This window comes from Candidatus Nanogingivalaceae bacterium (assembly GCA_015257795.3).
Taxonomy (GTDB): Bacteria; Patescibacteriota; Saccharimonadia; order Saccharimonadales; family Saccharimonadaceae; genus Nanogingivalis.
This window is the reverse complement of record CP072208.2, coordinates 164026-186887: the sequence shown is the minus strand read 5'-3', so window position 1 is coordinate 186887 and position 22862 is coordinate 164026. Positions and strand designations below refer to the sequence as shown.

The window sequence follows — 22862 nt, the reverse complement described above, 5'->3', positions numbered from 1 at the left end:
TGCTATTTTTTAAAGCTAGTCATTAATTTTTAGAGTGCTCAAAACGTTTTCATTCAAAACATTATTGTAAGTATCAGCGTCTGTTCGAATCATTAACGTTTTGTTGTTTAATTTAAAGTAATAAGCTGTTCCACGGATTCGATTGTTCTTTTCTGGTCCTGGGAACAAACCTGCAATCTTGGTTGCTGGATAACCATTAACAGTTACCGTCTCAGAAGAAAGCTCACCTTTTTTAATTGCTTCGTTGAATTCTTTGAGAACTTCGTCCATGTTCTTTTCGTAGATGAATACTCGCAATCCAAATCGTTGTGTAGTTCGCTCGTCCTTTGGAACTGGTGGGACTGATTCAGGGTAAAAATAAGCAAAGAAGCCTTTACGGTCAGAACCGTTTGATTCAACGTATTGGTTCCAGAATGTTGGATAACTAAACGTTACTTTTCCTAGATCTTCTGGGGCACGAAATTCTTTAACAGTTTTTCGCCTTTCCTCGTTGTATTTCTTTTCATCATCTTCTTGTTGTTTTCTTTTTGCATCAGCTACGGCAAGGCTGATTTGACCATCAACATCGGTTTTAGAATTATTATATTGAATATAAGCCCAAATACCAAATGAACCCGCACCAGCAAATCCAATGCTCAAAAGAATAATTGCAATTGTTGAGCCTTCTACTGCACCTTTTTTGAATCTATTCATACTACCATTATACTTATGTTTTTAAAATTTTCAAGTGCTTTTAATTTGATTTTCGAAAAAATAAAAAAAACCGCCAAAGCGGAATTTATCAAAAAATTGGTGGCTCCTCCCAGACTCGAACTGGGGACACAAGGCTCTTCAGGCCTCTGCTCTACCAACTGAGCTAAAGAGCCAACCTTTTTAATTATACAGTATACGCTTTTTTATTGCAAGAGTTTTTTAAAGTTTTTAATTTTAGCTAAATAATCTACATATTGACTTTTTATATAAAAAATGTTATTATATAGGTATTCCAAAAAAGGAGGTTCTTTTATTTGTTGTTAACCATAAAAAATGTGCAAATTTTTCGTAATCTAGCTTCGAGCGGAATCAAACTGCCGCATAGAGTTCGACTAAAAACCGAGAATGGCGAATTCTCTGCTGTAATTGATTTTTTAAAACAGTATGAAAACTATATTCGCATTGAAGGAAAAATCGCTATAAACGAAAAACAGCGATTTGAATTAAATCTTTTAAACGATCAGACTGAAGCTAAAATCAAAATTAAAAAAATTGCACAAAGCTAAAGCCCATTTTACATGGGCTTTTTAAATGTCTCAAATTCGGAAATCTCTTTACGATGTTCGTTTCGAACTTTATTCATTTCAACTAAATCTTTAAATTCTAAGTTTTTACTTTCAGCTTGCGCGTCCATCAAATCGTAAAAAATATCTAGACTTTCATAATTTGTTATTGGCGCTGAAATTAAAATTTTATTAGCTTTATAGTCATGTATTAACTGGTCAAAGTCATACATTAAATCTTCATATTTATCATCTCGAAGATATTTTTCATCAATATCACGGTGCGGTGAAGCTAAAACAGAAGCACCAACTTTTCGAAGTAGGTTTAATCGCGTTGGATTATTTTCGAAACGACGAGTGTGATAGCTTTCGCTACGCTCACCAATACCACGGCCAAAATCGTCATTTTTATCATACCAAACAGGCACGGAACCGTGAACTAATTTAACTTCGCCATTAACTTCAGACTTAACTTGCTTGTCTTCACTTTCCCAAAAAGTAAAACCTTTTTCGTTAACTTTAGCTTCCGGCAAGGCTTTCTTAAGCAGAAATCCAGCTACGCCAATTGTAGCACCCGAAAAGCTAGTTTCATCAACCGCAATCACTTTTTTACCTTCAACTGTTGTTTTCGCTTTCAAAATCTGCTGAATAATCTCACCCTCTGATGCGTTCATGTCAATTTCAGCATCTTTGTCTAAAAATTGTGAACGAACCGCTGCTAAAATTCGGTCTTTCGTTTCTTGAGAAGTTCCCATTTGCCAACGGTTAATAAAGTGACTTGTTTCAGCCAGTTTATTCCCTTCCGTTCCATCACTAAAATAGCCATCACGAATACCAAACCCAAGCTCCGTGAAAATCTGATTTCTGTCGATGTTCAAAAATTTTGAATCTGGCCGTTTTTTATCTGGCATTACATTTTTAAGAACTTTTCGAGCTAGGCCATCAAGCGGTCGTGCAGATTTGTCGAGATAAACAACCGTATCATATCGAGAAGCCATATCTGCAAGCGCAATTCCATGTTTTAGATATTTTGAAGCAACCAGATCGATTCCGGCTTTTCCAGCACCGTTAACTAATTGTTTCGAAAGAATTCTATAGTCTTTTGGATTTACGATGAAATCATCTTTCTCGTCAAAATAGCCATTTTCGATTTCTTCTTGACGACGGTTTTTAAGCGCAATTTCATCTTCAAGATGCTCTTTCGCTTCTTGGCTATCTGGATTGTTTAAATACGTAAACCGTTCGCGCTTTTTCGAAAAATGCTTAGTTTTTTCAGAAATTTCCAAAATTGCACCACCTAAACCTCGCGCTTTCTCTTTTGGAAGCGGGTTATCTATTGATTCTTGCACGTTTTCGGAAGTTTCTGCTATTTGTAGTGTATTAAATTTTTTCATATTTTTGTTTTATTTTTTATTAATACTTAAATAATATCACAAAAACAGCATTTTGTCAATATGCTTAAGTTTTTTACTCTTCAGAATATTCCAAAAAGGCGTAAATAAATCCGTCGATTTCACCATTTAGGACTTTATCTACATCTTTTTCTTCATATTTTGTTCGAGTGTCTTTCACTAATTTATAAGGGTTGAGAACATAGTTTCGAATTTGTGAGCCCCAATCAGCAGACTTTCCAGCCTGAAGTTCGCTTAGATTTTGCGCATGCTGTTCCATTTTCATCTGCACAAGCTTTCCACGTAAAATATTCATAGCGGTCTCTTTATTTTGAGTCTGCGAACGCTCATTTTGAATCGCTACAACAATTCCGGTTGGCAAGTGCGTGATTCGAACTGCCGAATCAGTCGTGTTCACGCCCTGCCCGCCTTTTCCACCAGAACGATAAACATCAACTCGTAAGTCTTTTTCGGCAATCTCAACTTGTTCGGGTGCATCAATTTTTGGTAAAATCTCAACCAGTGCAAAAGAAGTTTCACGGCTTCCAGCACTATTAAATGGTGAAATTCGTACCAAACGATGCACTCCGTTTTCGCTGCGAAGTTTACCATAAGCGTTTAACCCTTGAACCTCAAAAACACTGGTTTTTATTCCAGCTTCTTCACCAGTACTGCGCTCAATCTGCTCAGTTTTAAATTCATTTTTCTCCGACCAGCGCAAATACATTCGCTCAAGCATTTCGGCAAAATCTTGTGCGTCGGTTCCGCCAACACCAGACGTAATACGCACAATTGCATCTCCGTGATCAAATTCTCCGCTAAAAAGAAGTTGTTTTTGCAACTCTTTAAAATCATTTTCGAACTGACAAATTTGACTTTCGAATTCCTCTATGAGATCTTCATCACCAAGATTTATCAACTCAAAAATATCCTCGACCTGCGTTCTCAAAACAACCCAAGGATGAATTTCCTTCTTTAGATTGGCAAGTTTTTTAATTTTTTCTTGCGCAACAGAAGGATTCAACCAAATTTCGGGATTTGAAACTTCGCTTTCGAGGTTATTTAGTTGCTGTTTCTTATCTTCAAGATTAAGCTTCAAGCTCGCTTTTTCAAGCTCATCTAAAATATTGCCCGTGCGAGCTTTCAGCCTATCCATAAAAAATTATTTTTTAGCCGCCTTTTCAGCTTCTGCTGCTTCTTCTTCATCGTCAACAAAAAGTTTTTCAATGAACAAAAGCACAAAGTAAACAACGAAAGCAATAACCAAAAAGTTAATTACATCGTTTAGGAATGTACCATAAGAAAGAACCGCATCTTTTCCGGCTGGAGTTTTTCCCATATGCCAAACAACACCCTTAAGTCCTTCAGATGAACCAAGAACGAAGCCTAGTGGAGGCATAATGATATTGTTAATTAGAGATTTCACAAGATCACCAGAGGCAGTTCCGAGAATCAAACCGATAGCCATACCGATTAATCCTTGGTCTTTAATGAACTTCTTAAAGCCTGCAAGCTGTGCTTTTGGATCTACTTTTTTAAGCTTAGCAGTTGCTTTTTTAACCGCCTTCACCTTTGTAGTTTTCTTAACTGTATTATCTTTTTTACTCATATCATACATTCTATCATAAAAGGTTTACATTTTCAATAAACTGTTCACCTCGGTCAGTATAGCTTTTAAACATATCAAAACTGGCATGCGCTGGGCTTAGAATAACCACGTCGCCGCTTTGGGCATTTTCGAAAGAAGTTTTTACAACTTCTTGCATATTTGTTTCTCGACCCAAATTTATGAATCGTTCAAAACCTGCTTGAGTTAATTTTTGAGCCAATTTTGAAGATTCTGCGCCCATTAAAATCACCTCTCGAAGCTCGCCTTCGGATGAATTAGAAATTTTATCAATCAATTCACTCAAGTCTGCACCCTTATCGCTACCGCCAAGAATTAAAATTTTTGGTTGACTAAAAGCATTGAGTGCTGCAATTGCGCTGCCAGGAGTTGTCGCAATAGAATCATCATAAAAACGCACTCCTGAAACCTCTCTCACGAATTTCAATCGGTGTGGCAATCCAGTAAAACTCGAAAGTCCTTTTTGCCAAAAATCAAAGATTTCTTCAAGTGTAAAACCTTTTTCACGTAATAAATCAAAAGTTGCAATCATTGCCGCGCAAGCATTTTTTTGATTATGTTCGCCAGGGATTTTCAGAATATCTGTACTAAAAATTAGTTCATCACCCCACAAGAAATAACCATCCTGAACATGCGCCAGATCATAATTCGGAAATGGTTGAAGTTCGGATTTTAAGTTTGATTTTATTCTTTCTACCATATTCAAAACCGTTGAATTTTCTTGGTTAAATATAAAGAAATCACCTTCTTTTTGGTTTTTTGCAATATTCAATTTGGCCTGAACATAATCTTCGAAATCATTATGAACGTCTAGATGATCTGGTTCAATATTGTTTAAAATCGAAATGTGCGGCGATTTTTGCGCATCCCAAAGCTGAAAACTACTTAATTCATAAACAACCACATCCTGATCGTTGATTTCATTTATTTTATCTAGCGCAGGGATACCAATATTACCGAGTAAGTGGGTTCTCAATCCTGCGGCTCGCAGAATTTCGGCAATAAAACTCGAGACCGTACCCTTACCTTTTGAACCCGTCACACCAATAATTGGTGCTGGGCAGTTTTCGAAAAATAAATTCGTAACAGATGTGACTTTAACATTTTTTGGCAATCGTGAAGGGTTAACTGCAGGAGTTCGTACGATTAAATCTGCCTGAATTTTTGAAAAATCGTGAAAATTACCAAAAAATTCCACGCCTTCTGGTAATTTGAGCTTTCCGTTTTCATGTTCATCGTAAACCTCAAAAACGGTATTTTTATCTAACTTTTTAAAATATTCGTAAGCACTTTTTGTTTCAAGGCCAAAACCAATTAATGCAATTTTCATATCTCTCCTTTTTTAGGTTGAATTCTATCTTTATTTTAGCACACTTACATAGAAAAAACACCCCTTAAGCGGGGCGTTTTTATTTATTTAGAACGCTATGGTTTATTTGATTTATACTGGCCTACAACCGATTTTGGTGTTGGCGCTGGAGCACCATATGTATATTGGCTCTGAGTGTTATAATTTACACTTGTCTGCACATTTTGTGAGCTTACAGGTGCAGGAGTATTTACTTTAACAGTATTCGATACATCCTTAAAGTTTCTTTCCTGCGCAGGTGTTAAGAACATCTTACCTTCGTTATGCGCTTTAAGCGCTTGATCGGCAATCTTACCTATATTCTGTGCATGAGCAATTTGTGCTTGATCACCATTTTTAAAGGCTTCCTTAATAGCACCAACAACCTTATTATCTGCTGTATTATTACTTGACATTGTTGACCAACTAGACATTTGTTGGGCGCTAGCACCAGCATAGGTCGAAGCCTCTTTTGCGAAATCGGAAACACTCTTGATGTTATTAGAATTTGAAACATCTTGCATAGCAGCCTTAGCTGCAGCTGGGTTAGCGCTCTTCATATCAGAACCAGCTCTTGAAGCAATCTGTGTCATTGCCGCTTGTCTTTGAGTATCGTCTTTGATACTCAAAGCTCTATTGACAATATTATTCATGGCTACTTCCTGATCAGCAGCACTTAAGCCAGCTTTTGTAGCCGCTTGAGCAGCCGAACCATACAATAACGCCTTCTGATTCGGATCAGATACATTATCAATTTTATCTAACTGCCCTCCGAGGTTATTGACATTACCAGATATTGCTCTAGCTATTACAGCTGTCATACCTTCAGTCTGGCTCTTCTCGAATGCAGCCCTGCTATTTGATCTAGCCGCCAATTCTCGATAATCTTCTGGTGTTAGATTTTCTTTAGATAGAATCTTATCTATAGCCGCACCATCCCTATCATACTCCTGAGCAGCTCTTTTCTGTTCATAATTATATTGCCTTCTAGCTCTAGTTAGACCCATCCCCTTAACATAGCGGCCGAATTTATTATCGTCACTAATAACATTACCAAGTTTATGCCCTCTAAAACTAATATCACCTACAGTACGCCTATTTTCTGCATCTTTCCAATGCTGTATAGGGCTACTTTCTTTAATACCATTATTTATTCTACCAGACATTCGGTCAAGAGTTCCACGTAGATTACCGCCCGTTAAGCCGTCAATGATTGAAAGCACACTCTTGATTATAGCAACAATTGTAAACAATGAAAGGATTGGCAGTAAACCATAGGCAACCTTCAATAGCGGATTACTTTCATTACTATAAAGCAAGTTTGAAACAAATATTGCACCACCCACAATTAGCGAACAAATTGGGTAAATCATTAACATATTTTTAAGGAACTTCATCCATTTTTTGAAGAACCCTTCTGTGTTTGGTAGAATACCTGCAACAAAAGCTACTGGTGAAATAACTACAAGCACAATCACAGCAGCCTGTCGAATTAGCAAGATAAATACCATCATAATCAACGCAAGTGCAGCCGAGATAAGAAACAGCAACGCTGAAGACCCTGCAGCAAAAGCACCTGTAACACCTGCGGCAGTACCAACACCAAGAACAGCAGTACCACCCAAGATTTGCTTAATAGGGTTATTCTCTGTCTGAGAGTCACTCGAGTAATCCCATTGACCATCATTCGAAAGCCATTCAAACAATGAATGTCCTACAATATTAGAGATATCAATCATCAAAACAGAAACATACCATGAAATATTAACTAAAATCGCAAAGACAATAATTTTTGGCAACATCTTCTTGATGCCATAATTTGAAATACCCACACCCGAAACTTGCGAGAAGATAATAATAGACAATATTATTACAAAAAATACGTTAGCAATATCACGGAAACTAGACCAAGTTTTGAACGCCGGCTTGTCTTGTTGGAAGATTTCATCAGCCTTAATATTTAGAAAATGCTTCTGCATGATGCTATAAGTAGTAACAACCATACCATTTGCACCATTGATAATCGGACACATAATCCAACCAACCCATTCAATTGCACAAGAGTTTTTGTCATCAGAGCCATCACCATCGTCTTCACCAGCTGGATTATTTTTACATTTTTCACTATCTTTGTTTTCTTCTTTATTACATTCTTCTACACTGTCACCAGCTTTGGTGCCTTTTTTAGCACAAGTATAGACGGGGGTTGGCTTCTTATCCTTTACAGTACCCGGTCCATCCGTAGTAAGAGGCACCGTGAAATCTTTAGATTGTTTATCTTTACTTTTTACAAATCCAGGTGCGCAATCTTCTTTTGTTAGATATTTACTAGGAAAAGACGAGATATTATTAAACGATTCTAGTTCACCTTTTAAATTATTTAAAAAACACCTTTTTTTATCACCAACCGCATTATAAAACCCCCCTGCTTTCTCACAGCTCTTGGCATCTAGAGTATTTTTAGAGCTAGATCCTGGAGGATAGCCTGCATCCTTAGATTTACTATCCTTATCACTTATTTCACAAACATTTATACCCTCATAGTTTTTTTTCTTATATCCTTTAAAACAGGTACCTCCATCTTTAAGGACATAAGTAGGCTTAAGCCTAACTAAATCTTTAGGACCACCAATAGTCTGAACCTGGTCAGTTCGCAATACTTTACCATTTTTAATTTCAGCGGTATAAACAAGACATCCAGCACCAGCATGTGACCATAGTTCTACGCCGTCGTATTTAAATCCTCCCTTTGCACACTCTTCTTGGCTATATTGATAATCATCAGCATAAGCCTGGTGGCGATTATCTACTACAGATGTCGCCACCGTAAACAAAGCTAAAATAGCTAAAAAGATCCCTTTTTTGTTTTTAAACCCAACCCAAAAATTATTCATAATGCTTATATTTAATCATAAAAAAGTTAAAAAATCAATACAATTATGCTTTTTTAAAATAAAAAATAACCCGTTAAGTTTGGGTTATTTTTATAGGATTTAGCGGGGTTTACCAACCACCGCCACCGCCGCCACCGGCACCGCCGCCAGAAAATCCGCCACCGCCACCGGCACCACCAGAGCTTGGCGCAGAATAGCTGTTAACGGCACTGCTGAAGCTATTGAGCGTATCTGCAAAAACGGCTGCGTTGAATGCATTCACGCCAGAATACCAGCTTGGTTGATAGTCATTGTTCGCAAATTCAACTTCAAGAACCTTTGCCCAAGATTTTTCAAGACCAAACAAAGCAGCCCAAGGTAAAAGTTTTTCGTAAAGTTTAACTCGTGAACCACCAAATTCATCTTTGAAGCGTTCAGATTTTTCAAGGCTTTGGAGATATTTAAGCCGTTCGCTTTCAGCAACTGAAATATAAAGCTTTAATCCCATAAGGTAATTCTTCATTTCATAACCTTTTCTAGATGGAATCTTAATACTTACAACAACTATAATTAATGTCGAAAATACGCCCGCAATCAAAGTTGAAAGGAAGATATACGGATGCCACTTCGAAACAGTCGAAAGCGCCGAGAATGTAGAATCGCTAAAGAAAAACGATGCAAAAATCAAAGCGTCAATAACATAAGCAACGATGCGCATTCTTTTATTGAAAGCTGGCTCGCTTTGGTCGTAATAATCTGTATCTTTAAACCTGTCATTTATGATTCTTGAAGAAATACTCGATGCTATAGAAGAGCTCATAGTTTTCGAAAGGTTAACTTCTTCTCCATCGATAAAGAAACATTCCAAAAGCTCGCGCATATCTGAGTTTAAACCTCTGTAATTTAATAGCTTTATCTTGTAAATCTTGTGTTTACCGAAAAGATTTTTCTTCTCTTCTTCCTCAATCAAAATGTTACCATTGACTGCAAAAAATAGCATCGCAGCGGTGACTTTCTTATTAGATTTAACTAAGTTGCCCGCATCAAGGATATCTAATACTCCGATTTTTGGTGGTAAATATTGCGGAACAACTGTTTTAGCCTCTTTCGAAAGTGAGTTTCGCTTTCGAATTGCATTTTTCTTATAGAAAACAATCATAGCTAAGGCCACAATCACTAGTGCGGCGATCATAGAAACAATTGCTACAATCATTGTAGTTACATCTAAAGGATTAGGCGTTGGCTGAGCAAATTTATTATTGAAAGCCATCAAGAATGTTACGCTTTGATTGCTTAAAACATTCTTTTCAGAGAATGTGTATTCACCATTTTCTTGGTTTAGGGACGATTTTTCACATTGAGTATCTGACCCATACGCACCAGAAAAACATTTCGCAACCCCTTTAAAATCATTTTTAACAGATTGATCAAGAATGACTTTTCCAGAAACTTCGCCAAACTGCTGCTGCCACTGCGAACCATTTGCATTAACGATTAGAAGTTGTCGATCCTTTAATTCGCCTTCCCCGGCTCTTAAAATATTTTTCAAATGGTATTTTATTTGATAATTATGTCGGCCGGAAACATATTGGTTAGAATCGCCAATTCGAAAAACAACATTACCATTGCTTGGTCTTGTACTATACGGCACATTTATACCGTCCATTGTGATATCAGCCTTACCGTCAAAAACAGTTTTACCGTTATAGTATTTTGGAATAGCACGTTCAATTCCGTGATTAACATTACCAAGAATGAAACTTGCAGAAATCTGTTCGGTTACTTCAAGGTCGGTATCACCATTTTGGTTGGCGCTAAATTTATAAGTCCCCTCGAACTTCGGAAATTTAATGTTTTGATTCTTTCTTTCGAGTTCTCTTCGCTCAGCTGCGCTATTTCTTCTGCGGCGACGCGCAAAAGCTGGGTGAGAAAAACTCGCCGAGACAAAACTAAATGCCAAAACCGCCACTAAAAATAGTGACGTAATTTTGGTAATTTTTTGTAAACGATTATTTTGTGATTTCATTATCGGTTGTTCCTGCATTTTTAAAGCTAATTAGATTTTCTGTCGACATTTTGACCATATTTTGAACGGCAACATCTGTATTAAACGCAACGTGTGGCGTGATGATAACATTCGGAAAATTCGACAAATCGCGATAAACTGAATCTTTGATGATCCTTCCACTTAAGTCTTTTCGAATAAGGTGTTTTTCATTTTCGAAAACATCAAGGCCGGCTGCAGCAACTTTTCCGCTAACTAGTGCATCGCGCAAATCCGCAGTGTTAATGTGACCGCCACGCGCAGTGTTCACAATAACCACACCGTCTTTCATTTTAGCAATACTCTCAGCGTTAATGATATGGTGGTTTTGCGGTGTTAATGGAATGTGAAGCGAAATTAAATCACTTTCCGCAAAAACTTCATCAAGAGATTTGTATTCTAAAATATTTTGCGCTTGCGGATTTTCGAAAGTATCATATGCAATAATTTTAGCACCAAAAGCTTTAAAAACCTTGGCTGTTGTTAAGCCGATGTGGCCTGTGCCGATAATTCCAATCGTCATTGTGTTAAGCTCACGACCCATCAAATTATCAACCGAAAAATTCTGGTTTTTTGCACGTGAAAGACAAAGCGGAATATTTCGAATTGTCGCAAGTGCAAGCGCAACCGCGAATTCAGCAATCGCACTTGGCGAATATTGCGGAACATTCGAAATTTTAATACCAAAACTTTTAGCCTTTTCGATATCTATACCATCATAACCAGCTGTTCGAACCGTAAAATAAGAAATTCCCATTTTCGAAAGCGGTTCCCAAACATCGTTCAGTTCTTCACTTGAAGTATATGAAGAAACCGCATCGAAACCTTCGGCCAGTTTTACTGTTTCAGCATTTAAATCTTTTGAAGTTGTGGCATATTCAATACCAAATTGCTCCGCAAATTTTTCAAAATACTGGAGCTCATCTTTTCGTACACTATAAGCAATGATTTTCATATATACCAATTATAATGCTTAAGCCTTGTTTTTTCAAGATTTTTGATTATTTTGAGAATTTTTCGAAAAGCTCTTCTTTTGAAAGCATTTGAACTTCGCCAGTTGAGCGTTCTACAACTTCAAATTCACCACTTTCAAGCAGCCGATCAGAAACTGTAAGTCGATAAGGAATTCCCATCAATTCGGCGTCGGCAAATTTTTGACCTGGGCGAAGATTGCGATCATCAAACAAAACTTCGATTCCCTTTTTCGAAAATTCATTATAAATTTCTTCTGCTAATTCTTGTGATTTCTCACCAATTTGCACAAGGTAAATTTTAGCTGGAGCAACGTTTTCTGGCCAAATCAAACCTTTTTCATCACTGAATTTTTCAGCAATCACACCCATTACACGAGTAATTCCGATTCCGTATGAACCCATCCAAGCAGATTTTCGCTCACCGTTTTTATCAGTAAAATAAAGTCCCATTTCATCAGTTTTTTGCGTACCGAAATTAAAGATATTGCCAACTTCAGCGGTTTTAACCTTCTCTAATCCATCTTTCGAATCAATTTCACCTTCTTCAATCGCTTGGTCTAAAATTTCTTCATTGAAAGCAAGAGTTTTTTCACCATCGCGCTTCAAATAAACGTAATCTTCACCAGCATCACAAATTGTTTGGAATTCATGACTAAATTTTGTGAACGCACCACCACTAGCGAAAGTTATGAAAGTATCTTCACCCAAACCGAGACGTTCGAAAATTCGCTCATACGCTTTCGAAACTTTAGAATAATAGTTTTCTAAATCCTCTTTTGTGGCGTGAACTGAATACAAATCTTTCATCAAAAATTCACGACCACGCATAATTCCGCTTTTTGCACGGAGTTCGTTTCGCATTTTATTTTGGAATTGAAAAACCGAAACTGGCAAATCTTTATATGATTGAATATGACTTTTAAGCATTTCAACGATTGGCTCTTCATGACTCCAACCTAAACCAACTTCTGTTTTATCTTTAAGCGCAGTCTTAAACCAAACATCCACAACATCATCGTTCCAGCGAGTTGTGCGCTCCCAAACTTCACGGCGTTGAAGGGTTGTCATTAAAATTTCATTAGCGTCGATTTTTTCAAGCTCTTCACGTACAATTTTTTTAATATTTTCTAACACTTTGAAACCGAGCGGCAAATAATCATAAGCACCCGCCATTTCTTTATGCACAAATCCAGCTTTAATCAAAAGTTGTGCGTTTTTAGCTTCTTCGCCAGATGGAACGGTTTTACTAGTTTTGGTATATAGTTTTGATAATCGCATAATTCTCCTCTTTAAAACAAAACTCGGCTGATTTGGTCAACCGAGTATTAAAAATTTAGTTAATCTCTGTAATTTCGTATTTAATTACGCCTTTTGGTGTCGTAATATCAACTTCTTCTCCAAGTTTTTTACCCATAATTTGTTGGCCAATTGGTGATTCGTTCGAAATTTTACCCTCAAGGGGGTTAGCTTCAACAGCACCAACCATTGTGTATTTTACTTCCTTGCCATTTTCGAGATTCTTAAGGCTAACTTGATTACCAAGTGCTACAACATCTTTTTTGCCGCCACCAATAATTACAGCGTTTTGCAAAATGTTTTCAATCTCCATGATTCGAGATTCTGCCAAAGCTTGTTTTTTTCGAGCAGCATCGTATTCTGAGTTTTCGCGCAAATCACCAAAATCGCGCGCAGTCGCAACTTCTTCTGAAATTTCTTTTCGTTGCGAAATTAGAAGCTCCAATTCAGCTTCAAGTTCTTCTTTTCCTAATTTTGTAATATTAAATTCTTGTTTCATAAAATAAAAATCCTTTTTATAAGTTATACAATTATATCAAATTTTTGATCTTGCGTCAATGTTAGAGGTTGAGAAATTGAGTTGCTGTATAGATATAAAGTATCGCAAAAGCAATTCCGTTTTTAATCATATGAATCACAATTCCCGACCAAATCGTTTTGGTGATTTTTTCACGAATCAAACACATAATTACGCTCATTACGAATACAGTTATTCCTACATTTAACTGAAAATGAACAATTCCAAACAACAGACTGGTCAAAAAAATTGCTAGCGGAATATTTATTTTACGAAGTTGACCGTAAATCATACCACGAAAAATAACTTCCTCAACAAATGGTGTAATCACAACAATAGAAATAAAAGCCATCAAAAATTGCCAAGGGTGAATCATCGTTCCTCGCTGAAACAATAAATTTTGAGATTGAGCTTTATTAAAATTTGGTAGAATATGCGATGCTATGTCGAGAAAAATTCCAGACAATATCATAGCTAAAATAAATCCAACCAACGCTAAAGCTAAATCTTGCCAGGTTATAAGCCCGTTTAAAGCAATCTCTTTTCTAGAAATTTTTTGGCCGAAAAGTTTAACTGGCACAAGATAAATTATCGCAAACATTAAGCCAAAGAATAAAATCGAGTAAACAGATGTTGTAATCACGCTAGAAGTTGCGTTTTGGTAGCCCGAATCATTGCCCCAAAAGGCTATCGCTAAATATAGGCGAATCACAACCGCTGAAGTATAACTCGCTACAAAATAAGCTAAAATCGGCAAAACTGCCCAAAAAATGATTTTTAAAGGTTTTTTCGAAAGAATTTTCTCGTTTCGTTTTCGAATTTTGCTGCAAATAAGAATAACTTTTTCTTTCATTTTAACCTCTAAAGATTTTCGTGAAGTCAAGAACGATAATTAAAACCGAAAGCCCCATTAGAGCCAAAAAACTCCAGCCGTTAATATTTTCTTCAGTTTCTTTTGGTAGCGGTTTTTTAAGCAAAACTCGAAAAATAAACGTCATAAACCAACGACCGCCATCTAACGCTGGAATCGGTAAAACATTCATACAGGCCAAGCTAATCGAAATAATAGCGGTAAGCATTAAAATCATATCCATCCCCATCGAAACAATGTTTGGGAAAATTCCTCCAATAACCATCACTGGTCCGGAAACACTCTCACCTGCTTTCGAAAGCTGAGTGTTTGCGTTCTTTTGAGAATCAGAATTTGGAATAACCTTTTCGAAAATTCCACCAAAAAAGTTCACAAAAAGCTCACCAACACCTTTGAATGTTTCACCCGTAAATTGAACCGTTGTACCTAAACCAACAATTGGAGCGCTCCAAGTTGAGTGAATCTTTTGCATTCCGTCAGATAAAACCGCACCCAAAAAGCCATTATTGCCTTTTTCGTTGAGTTTTACACTTTTCGAAATTTCTTTACCGTTTCGACTAATCTTTAAAGAAACTGTTTTACCGGCGTTATTTTTTAAATCTTGGCGAATTTTAGTGGAGTTTTCAACCTTTTGACCGTTAAACTCTAAAAGTGTGTCATTTTTATTCAACCCGGCTTTTTCTGCTGGAGAATTTTTTGAAATTGCAGAAACTTGCACACCACCGCCAGATATTTTTGCATCAGAAGAAAGATAAAATTGATTTGGAAGTAGCTTTGGCATTCCAGAAATCGCTAAAACTGTAAAAATTACAAATGCAACTAGCCAGTTCATAGCAACACCAGCAAACAAAATCTGCGTTTTACCCCAAAAACTTGCTGCACCATAATCGCCCTTTTTTGAGTCAGAGTCGTGTTCACCCTGAAGTCGCACAAAACCACCGAGCGGAATTGCACCAATCGAAATTTTTGTACCTTTTGGTAGAATTTTATCTGTTTTAGCTTTAAAGCTTTTAATTCTTGGCGGAAAACCAATTGCGTATTCTTTAAGTTTTACACCGTTTTTCTTAGCCGCAAGCGCATGGCCAAGCTCATGAAGCGCCACCAAAAAAGTTAGCGAAATTAAACCGATAATTATTCCAAAAATTAAATTAAAAACCTCCATTTTACCCTTTCGAAAATCTTAAATTAGCTTTTGCCGACGCTTTCAAAACGCCAGCAAAAAATAACTTAAATTGTGAGAATTTCTTTCTCTTTTTCTTTAAAAATTGCGTCGATTTGTGTGCTAAACTCTTTAATTTCAGCGTCAATTTCTTTTTCAATTCGCTTTAAATCGTCTTCTGTTAAAGATTTTTCATCTTTAAGTTTTTTGGCGTGTTTTAAAGCATCTTGACGAATGTTTCGAAGCGTAATTTTTGCACCTTCAACTTTTTCAGAAGTTTGTTTTACGATTTGTTTGCGGCGCTCCTCTGTTAATGGTGGAACTGGCACACGAACAACGCGACCATCATCACTTGGGTTAAAACCAAGGCTTTGATCGTTGCGGATTGCTGCCGAAATTGCTGAAATATTATTTGCATCAAAAGGTGTGATCAAAATCATTCCCGCCTCTGGTGCAGTCATATTCGAAACTTGGTTCAATGGCATTTTTGCGCCATAAACTTCAACCGACACCCCGTCAAGCATTGAAGGATGCGCACGGCCAGTTCGAACTTTTTTCATTTCACCTTTGAAATGCTCGACGGCCTCGGTCATTTTTAATTTAAATTCATCTGTATCAAACATGCCTACATTATAACACACCTTATGCTTTTTATTCAAATTGACTTTTTAGCCTTTTTATGATATAATACCAAAGTAGCTTTTCGAAAAGCTAAGAAAATTTATAAAGGAGGTGCTCAAATGGCACCAAAACCAGTAAAACTTACCAACGCATTAAATGTTGTTCTTCCAGAGCCGAAAGAATGCGTCCTGAAGTTCAATCCTCAAAAAGAGAATACTATTAGGAAGATTTTCAAAAAATTTATCAAAAAGCATAAGAAGGATGGAATTCTTCTTTTTGCACATAAAGATAAAGACAAGTTATCCCATCTAATCGTGTTCAAACAAGAATGCGAAAAGGCTGGGGTCAAATTATCGATTTCACTTTATTGTGAAGATAAAAACCCTCAGAGCGACGACTATAAAGAATGGTACTTCCGCGAAGTGGATGTATCTTTAGACGAGGAGTTGAACGAAATGATTATTTGGTAAGTTCACCAACCCCGCAATTTGTGCGGGGTTTTCTCTTTTTATAAACTATTCTTGTGCAAAATTTTTACTCAAAACTTCAATTTCATTTTCGAGCGAATTCAACTCACTCTCAAGCGCCTCAGCTTTCGAAATCGCCTCTTTATATTTTTCGACAGTTTCTTCAAGAGGAATCGCTCCACTTTCAATATCAGCTAGAATCTCGTCGATTTCTTTTATTTTTTGACTAATTTTGATTGACATTTTTCACCTCCGCCGTTATTGTTTTATCTATTGTTTTAATCGTAATCTCTTTACCAGTTGCAATTTCCCCACTAATCAGTGCGTAGCCTTTCGCCAAAATATTTTGCGGATTATAGCTTTCTAAAATTCGTTTTTTAGCCTGAATCTCTCTTTTCTGGTCAAGAATATTCTGTAAAATTCTATTGCGAATTTCCTGATTTTTCTCTCTATTAACCTTTTTAAGTTCAGCTATTTTCGAAAGCAACAAATCATTTGTGCGTAAAATTTTTGAACGCAAAAAACGCATTTCGTCAAATTTGTTTGGTGTTAAAATTTGTGCCACATTGCTTGGTGTTGAGGCAGCAAAATCTGCAGCTAAATCACAAAGGCTTTGATCGATTTCGTGGCCAATTCCAGTAATAATCGGTACGCGAGAATTTGCAACCGCACGAACCAGTTTTTCATCATTAAAAACCGCTAAATCATCTGCACTACCGCCACCACGAATAATCGCAATCACATCAGGCAGCTCACTTTGACTATTTAAAAAATCTATCGCACGAATAATTTGATCGCTAGCCGCCATACCTTGAACCTGAGTGTGTGCCACAATAATCTTTAACCCACCCCAACGCTCATTGATAATTTTAATAAAATCCGCATAGCCGGCCGCTTGCGTACTCGAAATTACCGCAACTTTCTGTAAATCTTGCGGAATTCTACGCTTTCGATTTTCATCAAACAAACCTTCTCGCGTTAATTTTTCTTTTAAGATTTCGAGAGACTTTTTAAGACTTCCCTCACCTTTTGGCGTAATTTTTTCAACTGTTAAACTAAATTTTCCCCAGTTTGTTAATTTGGGCTTAACCTGAGCAATAACCTTCATGCCGTCTTCGAGTGGAAAACGTAATTGCCAAACCGTCATAAAGCAACCAAGAACCGATTCTTCATCTTTTAAATCGAAGAAAACGAACTTATTTTGATTCACCTTAAAACTTGAAATTTCACCTTCAATTAAAACACTCGGAAAACTCTTTTCGAAAATATCATTACTAGTTGCAATAAAATCTGAAACACTATAAATTACCTCATGCGGTTGAGGTTTTTTTATCTCAGAATTTAACAACTCTTCAAATTCGTCAAAATCCATATTCTTTATTATAACATAACCTTTTAAAATAAAATAACCGCCGTGAAGCGATTATTTTTCGAATAATTTAGAAAATTCTTGATTCAATTCTTGAATTTGCGACTCTTCACCACCAGAAACTGCACCTAAAATCCAAGTGTTCGCATCTATAAATTCTTTCGCTACTTTAAAAATTTGTTCACGCGAAATTTGCTTAATAAACTTTGGCTGAGCTTTATAATCACGAACATATCCATCCCAAAAATATCTTGAGGCATAAAATCCTGCCGTTGAAGCAACGGTTTGGCCACCCATCTGGAACGAACCAAGTGAATAGCTCTTCATAGCTTCAAGCTCTTTTTCGGTGATTTCTTCATTCAAAACCTTTTTAAGCTCCAATACAATTAGCTCAAAAAGCTCTTTTGCTGTGCTATAGTTTGTTTGGCCCTCAAAATCCCAAGAAGAATCTTTTGGTCCACGAGAAGCGCCAGAATAAACGCCATAAGTTAATCCTCGCTTACGAGCTTGCCCAAGAATACGCGCGTGCATTGTTCCAGTTAAAATGTGGTTTAACGCATGCATTGCATCCATCTCAGACGTAGTTAGCTTGCGTGGCAACAATAGTGAAATCCCAAAACTAATGTTCTTCAAATCTGGTCGATGAATAAAAATCGGCGCTTGTGGTTTTTTAGTTGGGTCGGTGATAATTTCGAAACGCTCGCCTCTTTCAAGTTGAAGATTTTCGAAACCTTCGAGAATTTTACTTCTACGAGTTGGTGTGATTTTTCCAGCAATAACAAACCGTAAATTATCAGTAGTGTGCGTTCGTTTATGATGTTCACGAATATCATCAAGTGTGATGTTATCGATAGTTTTTAAACGCTCTTCATAAGTTAGAACTTTTTCACCAAATTCTTGCTGAATTTTTGGCCAAAGAAGACGTGCGTTATTGTTCAAATAGCCGGTCAATTCGTTTCGAACATTACCCTTTTCTGCTTTAAATTCAAACTCGTTAAATCTTGGTTGACTAATTGAAAGAAGTTGTAATTCAAAAATTCGGTCCCACTCAAAATCGGCACAATCCGCAACATAATTCATACTCATATCAGATGTTGAAGCGTTGTGATAAGCGCCATTTTTAGTAAATTCGGCCTCAAATTCATGTTCACTGGCAAACCTTGCATTTGCACCAAAAGCCATATGCTCCATAATGTGCGCAGTTTCATAAATTTCTGGACTTTTAGTAAATCGAGAACCTGCTCGAAACTGAAACTGAAAACTCATCACCGTCGCATCTGGAACATTCACAAGAAGACCGCGTACGCCATTTTTCAGGCGTACTTCTTCAACGGTGTGGCGCATCTATTTGCGACCCTTCTTTTTGTTCTGGCGTTGAGCTTTTTTAGCTTTTCGCGCATTATTCTTTTTTGCGTTTTCGTTATTTTTTGAAGCGGCTTTTTTAGCTTTCGAAAAATCTTCATCGCGGTTTTTATCGCCAGATTGAATCTCGTTAACACCTTTTTCAACTGAATTCTCAGCAAGTCGCGTAAGTTCAGTATCGTGACCTTCATCTTGGTGCGCTACTGCATCATTTGGTGTAACTCGAGTTAGAATTCGAATCGTTTCATCGCGCAAAGTGTTCTGAAGACCATCGAACAATTTTTGTGATTCTGCACGGTATTCAACCAATGGATCGCGTTGCCCAACACTTCGCCAGTGAATTCCTTCACGCAAGAAATTCATATTTTCAAGGTGATTCATCCAAAGAGTATCAAGAATTTGCATATAAACTTCGCGTTCAACTTTTTGGAACACCTCTTTACCTAGTTCATTTTCTTTATCTTGGTAAAGCTCTTCAGCAATTTGTTTAGCTAATTTAATTCGCTTTTTGTCGTTAGAAATTCGGCCAAGAGCCTCAATTTTCTCTTCATCAACTGGGAAGATTTCAACAAAGTCTGAAACGAATTTTTCGTTATTTTTTGAAGGTAGTTCAGCGAGTTCTGCTGCTTTCGAAATAAATAGCTCTTTAATTTCGGCTGTAATATCTTCACCTTCAAGAATTTTTCGGCGCATCGCGTAAACAACTTTTCGGTGACGGTTGATCACATTATCATATTGAACAACATTTTTACGCGTATCAAAGTTGAATCCTTCAACGCGTTTTTGCGCATTTTCAAGTGTTTTCGAAACAGCTTTATGTTGAATTGGCGTATCTTCTGGCACACCAAGCCGATCCATCAATGCTGCAATTCTTTCACCCTGGAAAATTCGCATCAAATCGTCTTCAGTTGAAACGTAGAATTGGGTTTCGCCTGGATCTCCCTGACGACCACCACGACCGCGGAACTGGTTGTCAATTCGGCGAGATTCATGACGCTCTGAACCAATCACAACCAATCCACCAAGTTCCTTAACACCTTTACCAAGCTTAATGTCGGTTCCACGACCAGCAATATTTGTTGCAAGAGTAATTGCACCTTTTTCTCCGGCACGTGCCACGATTGCAGCCTCATGTTCGTTGTTTTTAGCGTTCAGAAGATTGTATTTAATTCCTTCTTGGTCGAGATATTTTGCAATTTGCTCATTCTTTTCAATTGAGCCTGAACCAACCAAAACTGGACGTCCTTCTGCGTGATATTTTTTAATTGCTTCAGCAACAGCTTTAAGTTTTGCTTTTTCAGTTTTAAAAATCAAATCTTCTTTGTCGTCGCGAATGACTGGTTTGTTTGAAGGAATTTGCACAACCTCCAAAGAATAAATTTGTTGAAACTCTTCAGCCTCAGTGAAAGCGGTTCCGGTCATTCCTGAAAGTTTATTATAAAGACGGAAGAAATTCTGGAACGAAATTGTTGCCAAAGTCATTGATTCTTGCAAAACTGGAACTTTTTCTTTTGCCTCAATTGCCTGGTGTAGACCTTCGTTATAGCGACGTCCGTTCATCAAGCGACCAGTGTGTTCGTCAACAATAATCACCTCACCATCATTTGTCACAACGTAATCTTTATCACGTTTGAAAAGAGTTTCGGCGCGCAAAGCTTGCTCAACGTGATAAACCGCACGCGAATGTTCTGGCGTATAAAGATTTTTCATATTAAGAAGTTTTTCAATCTTATCGATTCCAGATTCAGTTAAAGCTACGCTTCGGCGCTTTTCATCAACTTCGTAATCTTCTTTTGAAAGCTGTGAAACAACCTTGGCAAATTGAATATAACTTTCTGGATTTTCAGCAGCTGGAGCAGAAATAATCAAAGGTGTTCGAGCTTCATCGATCAAAATTGAGTCAACCTCGTCGACAATTGCAAAATTAAGCTCGCGCTGACGCAAAAGCTCAACTTCATTCACCATGTTGTCGCGCAAATAATCGAAACCAAATTCGTTATTTGTTCCATAAGTAATATCCGCAGCGTAAGCCTCTTTTCGAGTTGCTGGACGAAGTTTTCGCATGTTCTCATCTTCATGCTCTTCGTTATCATATTCTGGATCAAAGATAAAACTGGCGTCATTAATAATCACACCAACCGAAAGACCAAGAAAGTCATACAACTTTCCCATCCAAGAAGCGTCACGCTGTGCAAGATAATCGTTCACGGTCACAACGTGCACACCTTTTCCTTCCATCGCATTCAAAGAAACCGGCAAAGTTGCCACCAAAGTTTTACCTTCACCTGTTTTCATTTCGGCAACTTTTCCTTCATGAAGAACCATTCCACCAATTAACTGAACGTCAAAGTGGCGCATTCCAAGAACACGGTTTGAAGCTTCACGGACAAGCGCAAATACATCTGGTAAAATATCATCCAAGCTCTTTTTCGAAAGGCTCTTCTTGAGTTTTTCGAAAGTCTTTTTGAGCTTTTCATCGCTCATTTTTTCGTATTTTTCGCTTAATTTATTAATTTCATCAACTTTGCGTTGCAATCGACGCAAAATTTTCTTTTGTGGATCACCAAAAACGGTTGTTAAAATTTTATCAACTTTATTGTCTTCCACCATTACATTTTTCTTCTTCGCAGTTTTTCTAGACATTTCCCTCTCCATTAAAAACAGTATAAAATCTATCTATAATTTTACCATAATTTTAATATTAAAAAAAGCCCCTTTACGAGACTTTTTGATTAGTTTAAACGTTTTCGCACGTTTTCACAATTAGATTGATAATTCCTTTTCGCATTTCTTCTCCTTTTTCAATAAACTCTTCGAAGTTATTTTCTCTAGCTTGTTCATATTTAAACAGCGCCGAGGATAATTTTCGAAGATTTTCGGCTGTTCGTAAAGCTTTTTTACTAGCCCTTCTATTCAAAATCGAAAGCGGATGAAATAGCATATTCTCAACGTGAGGATCTAAATCTACCGCATCAATTATATCGTATTCATCGGCAAAACCCGGAAGTATTAAATCATAGTTTTGTTGATAATATTCAACAGTTCTTCTTTTAATATATTTTTCATAACCATTAAAGACGATTTCATAAAATGTAACAACATAAACTTGATCGTGATCTGGTTCGATAATCATTGCGAACCTACGCCCAAACTTTGCGAAAAGTTCAGCAATAGTGACTTCACCATTCATAGCTAAAATCACCTCCTCTATTAACATAGAAACAAAATAGCGGAATAACATCCATTATATATTGAGCTAAGTCTTGAAGCGCAACTAGGGACATCTCCTCATCCATCATCCATGAGTCATCATCATCCACTAACGTGGCTAAAAACTCTATATCAACAAGCTTATCCGCCCATTCAGTGGAGTCTTGAGTTATAAATCGTTGATAGTCCTCAAGGCAATCTTCAACCGATATACCCCTCATATTTTCCTTCCTAATAGTATCTATAATAGCACCTACTATAGGATAAGGCATCCTGCGATCAAAAATAACTGTAACACCAATTTCTGGTACAAGAAAACCTTCCTCTTGCATATAAAAATAGATTTTATAGTTTGTTAAATATTTACCAATCGAACGAGAAATTGACGCGATCAATATCCCTGGAATTTCAATCTCCTTATTTAAAGTTTCTTGCTGTTGATTCATTATGATCACCCCTCTCTCGAATCTTTATAAC

The 22862-nt window shown here is 37.0% G+C and carries 21 protein-coding genes and 1 tRNA gene; 2 read left to right on the top strand and 20 right to left on the bottom strand.

Annotated features, from left to right (window positions below; genetic code table 11):
• Positions 1–15 precede the first annotated feature (15 nt).
• Complete coding sequence (locus tag HXK94_001010; protein QTI96466.1) at positions 16–693, bottom strand: hypothetical protein; 678 nt, start codon at positions 691–693, stop codon at positions 16–18.
• 97 nt (positions 694–790) lie between these two features.
• A tRNA-Phe gene (locus HXK94_001005) sits at positions 791–866 on the bottom strand.
• A 162-nt stretch (positions 867–1028) separates the two neighbouring features.
• Here HXK94_001005 and HXK94_001000 point away from each other — a divergent pair.
• Entirely contained in the window at positions 1029–1259 is a 231-nt protein-coding gene (locus HXK94_001000) for a hypothetical protein (protein QTI96465.1), read from the top strand.
• A gap of 8 nt (positions 1260–1267) precedes the next feature.
• On the opposite strand, the gene HXK94_000995 is transcribed toward HXK94_001000, so the two are convergent.
• The 12 genes from HXK94_000995 to frr all read right to left on the bottom strand — a co-directional run bounded on the left by HXK94_000995 (position 1268) and on the right by frr (position 15979).
• Positions 1268–2650, bottom strand: coding sequence for a hypothetical protein (locus HXK94_000995; GenBank protein ID QTI96464.1), 1383 nt, complete (start codon positions 2648–2650; stop codon positions 1268–1270).
• 73 nt (positions 2651–2723) lie between these two features.
• Positions 2724–3803, bottom strand: a complete 1080-nt coding sequence (gene prfB, locus HXK94_000990) for a peptide chain release factor 2 (GenBank protein ID QTI96463.1) — start codon at positions 3801–3803, stop codon at positions 2724–2726.
• 6 nt (positions 3804–3809) lie between these two features.
• Complete coding sequence (mscL, locus tag HXK94_000985; protein ID QTI96462.1) at positions 3810–4256, bottom strand: large conductance mechanosensitive channel protein MscL; 447 nt, start codon at positions 4254–4256, stop codon at positions 3810–3812.
• A 13-nt stretch (positions 4257–4269) separates the two neighbouring features.
• Positions 4270–5604 carry a UDP-N-acetylmuramoyl-L-alanine--D-glutamate ligase gene (gene murD, locus HXK94_000980; protein QTI96461.1) on the bottom strand — a complete coding sequence of 445 codons (1335 nt, stop codon included), beginning with the start codon at positions 5602–5604 and terminating at the stop codon, positions 4270–4272.
• Between the two features lie 95 nt (positions 5605–5699).
• Positions 5700–8516, bottom strand: a complete 2817-nt coding sequence (locus HXK94_000975) for a type IV secretion system protein (protein ID QTI96460.1) — start codon at positions 8514–8516, stop codon at positions 5700–5702.
• A 109-nt stretch (positions 8517–8625) separates the two neighbouring features.
• On the bottom strand, positions 8626–10521 hold the full coding sequence (locus HXK94_000970; GenBank protein ID QTI96459.1) for a DUF2207 domain-containing protein: 1896 nt from the start codon (positions 10519–10521) through the stop codon (positions 8626–8628).
• Positions 10505–11494, bottom strand: coding sequence for a hypothetical protein (locus tag HXK94_000965; protein ID QTI96458.1), 990 nt, complete (start codon positions 11492–11494; stop codon positions 10505–10507). Before HXK94_000965 ends, HXK94_000970 begins: the two co-directional genes overlap by 17 nt.
• 46 nt (positions 11495–11540) lie before the next feature.
• A complete protein-coding gene (locus HXK94_000960) occupies positions 11541–12791 on the bottom strand; it encodes a hypothetical protein (protein QTI96457.1) in 1251 nt (416 codons plus the stop codon).
• 55 nt (positions 12792–12846) lie between these two features.
• Complete coding sequence (gene greA / locus HXK94_000955) at positions 12847–13308, bottom strand: transcription elongation factor GreA (protein QTI96456.1); 462 nt, start codon at positions 13306–13308, stop codon at positions 12847–12849.
• Positions 13309–13369: 61 nt separating this feature from the next.
• On the bottom strand, positions 13370–14179 hold the full coding sequence (locus HXK94_000950) for a CPBP family intramembrane metalloprotease (protein QTI96455.1): 810 nt from the start codon (positions 14177–14179) through the stop codon (positions 13370–13372).
• A 1-nt stretch (position 14180) separates the two neighbouring features.
• Positions 14181–15359: a M50 family metallopeptidase gene (locus HXK94_000945; GenBank protein ID QTI96454.1), complete on the bottom strand. Its 1179-nt coding sequence runs from the start codon at positions 15357–15359 to the stop codon at positions 14181–14183.
• 65 nt (positions 15360–15424) lie between these two features.
• Positions 15425–15979 (bottom strand): ribosome recycling factor, encoded by a 555-nt coding sequence (frr, locus tag HXK94_000940; protein QTI96453.1) that lies wholly within the window; start codon positions 15977–15979, stop codon positions 15425–15427.
• A 117-nt stretch (positions 15980–16096) separates the two neighbouring features.
• Between frr and HXK94_000935 the strand changes: the two genes are divergently transcribed.
• On the top strand, positions 16097–16447 hold the full coding sequence (locus tag HXK94_000935) for a hypothetical protein (GenBank protein QTI96452.1): 351 nt from the start codon (positions 16097–16099) through the stop codon (positions 16445–16447).
• A 45-nt stretch (positions 16448–16492) separates the two neighbouring features.
• Here HXK94_000935 and xseB read toward each other — a convergent pair whose 3' ends face one another.
• The 6 genes from xseB to HXK94_000905 all read right to left on the bottom strand — a co-directional run bounded on the left by xseB (position 16493) and on the right by HXK94_000905 (position 22831).
• A complete protein-coding gene (xseB, locus tag HXK94_000930; GenBank protein QTI96451.1) occupies positions 16493–16687 on the bottom strand; it encodes an exodeoxyribonuclease VII small subunit in 195 nt (64 codons plus the stop codon).
• On the bottom strand, positions 16671–17816 hold the full coding sequence (xseA, locus tag HXK94_000925) for an exodeoxyribonuclease VII large subunit (protein ID QTI96450.1): 1146 nt from the start codon (positions 17814–17816) through the stop codon (positions 16671–16673). The genes xseB and xseA overlap by 17 nt, the downstream gene beginning before the upstream one ends.
• A 51-nt stretch (positions 17817–17867) precedes the next feature.
• The gene (locus HXK94_000920; protein ID QTI96449.1) at positions 17868–19157 is read right to left on the bottom strand and encodes an insulinase family protein; all 1290 of its coding nucleotides are present in this window, start codon (positions 19155–19157) and stop codon (positions 17868–17870) included.
• On the bottom strand, positions 19158–21818 hold the full coding sequence (locus HXK94_000915) for a preprotein translocase subunit SecA (protein ID QTI96448.1): 2661 nt from the start codon (positions 21816–21818) through the stop codon (positions 19158–19160).
• Positions 21819–21912: 94 nt separating this feature from the next.
• Positions 21913–22392: a hypothetical protein gene (locus HXK94_000910; GenBank protein ID QTI96447.1), complete on the bottom strand. Its 480-nt coding sequence runs from the start codon at positions 22390–22392 to the stop codon at positions 21913–21915.
• Positions 22355–22831 (bottom strand): hypothetical protein, encoded by a 477-nt coding sequence (locus HXK94_000905; protein ID QTI96446.1) that lies wholly within the window; start codon positions 22829–22831, stop codon positions 22355–22357. The genes HXK94_000910 and HXK94_000905 overlap by 38 nt, the downstream gene beginning before the upstream one ends.
• Between the last annotated feature and the right edge of the window lie 31 nt (positions 22832–22862).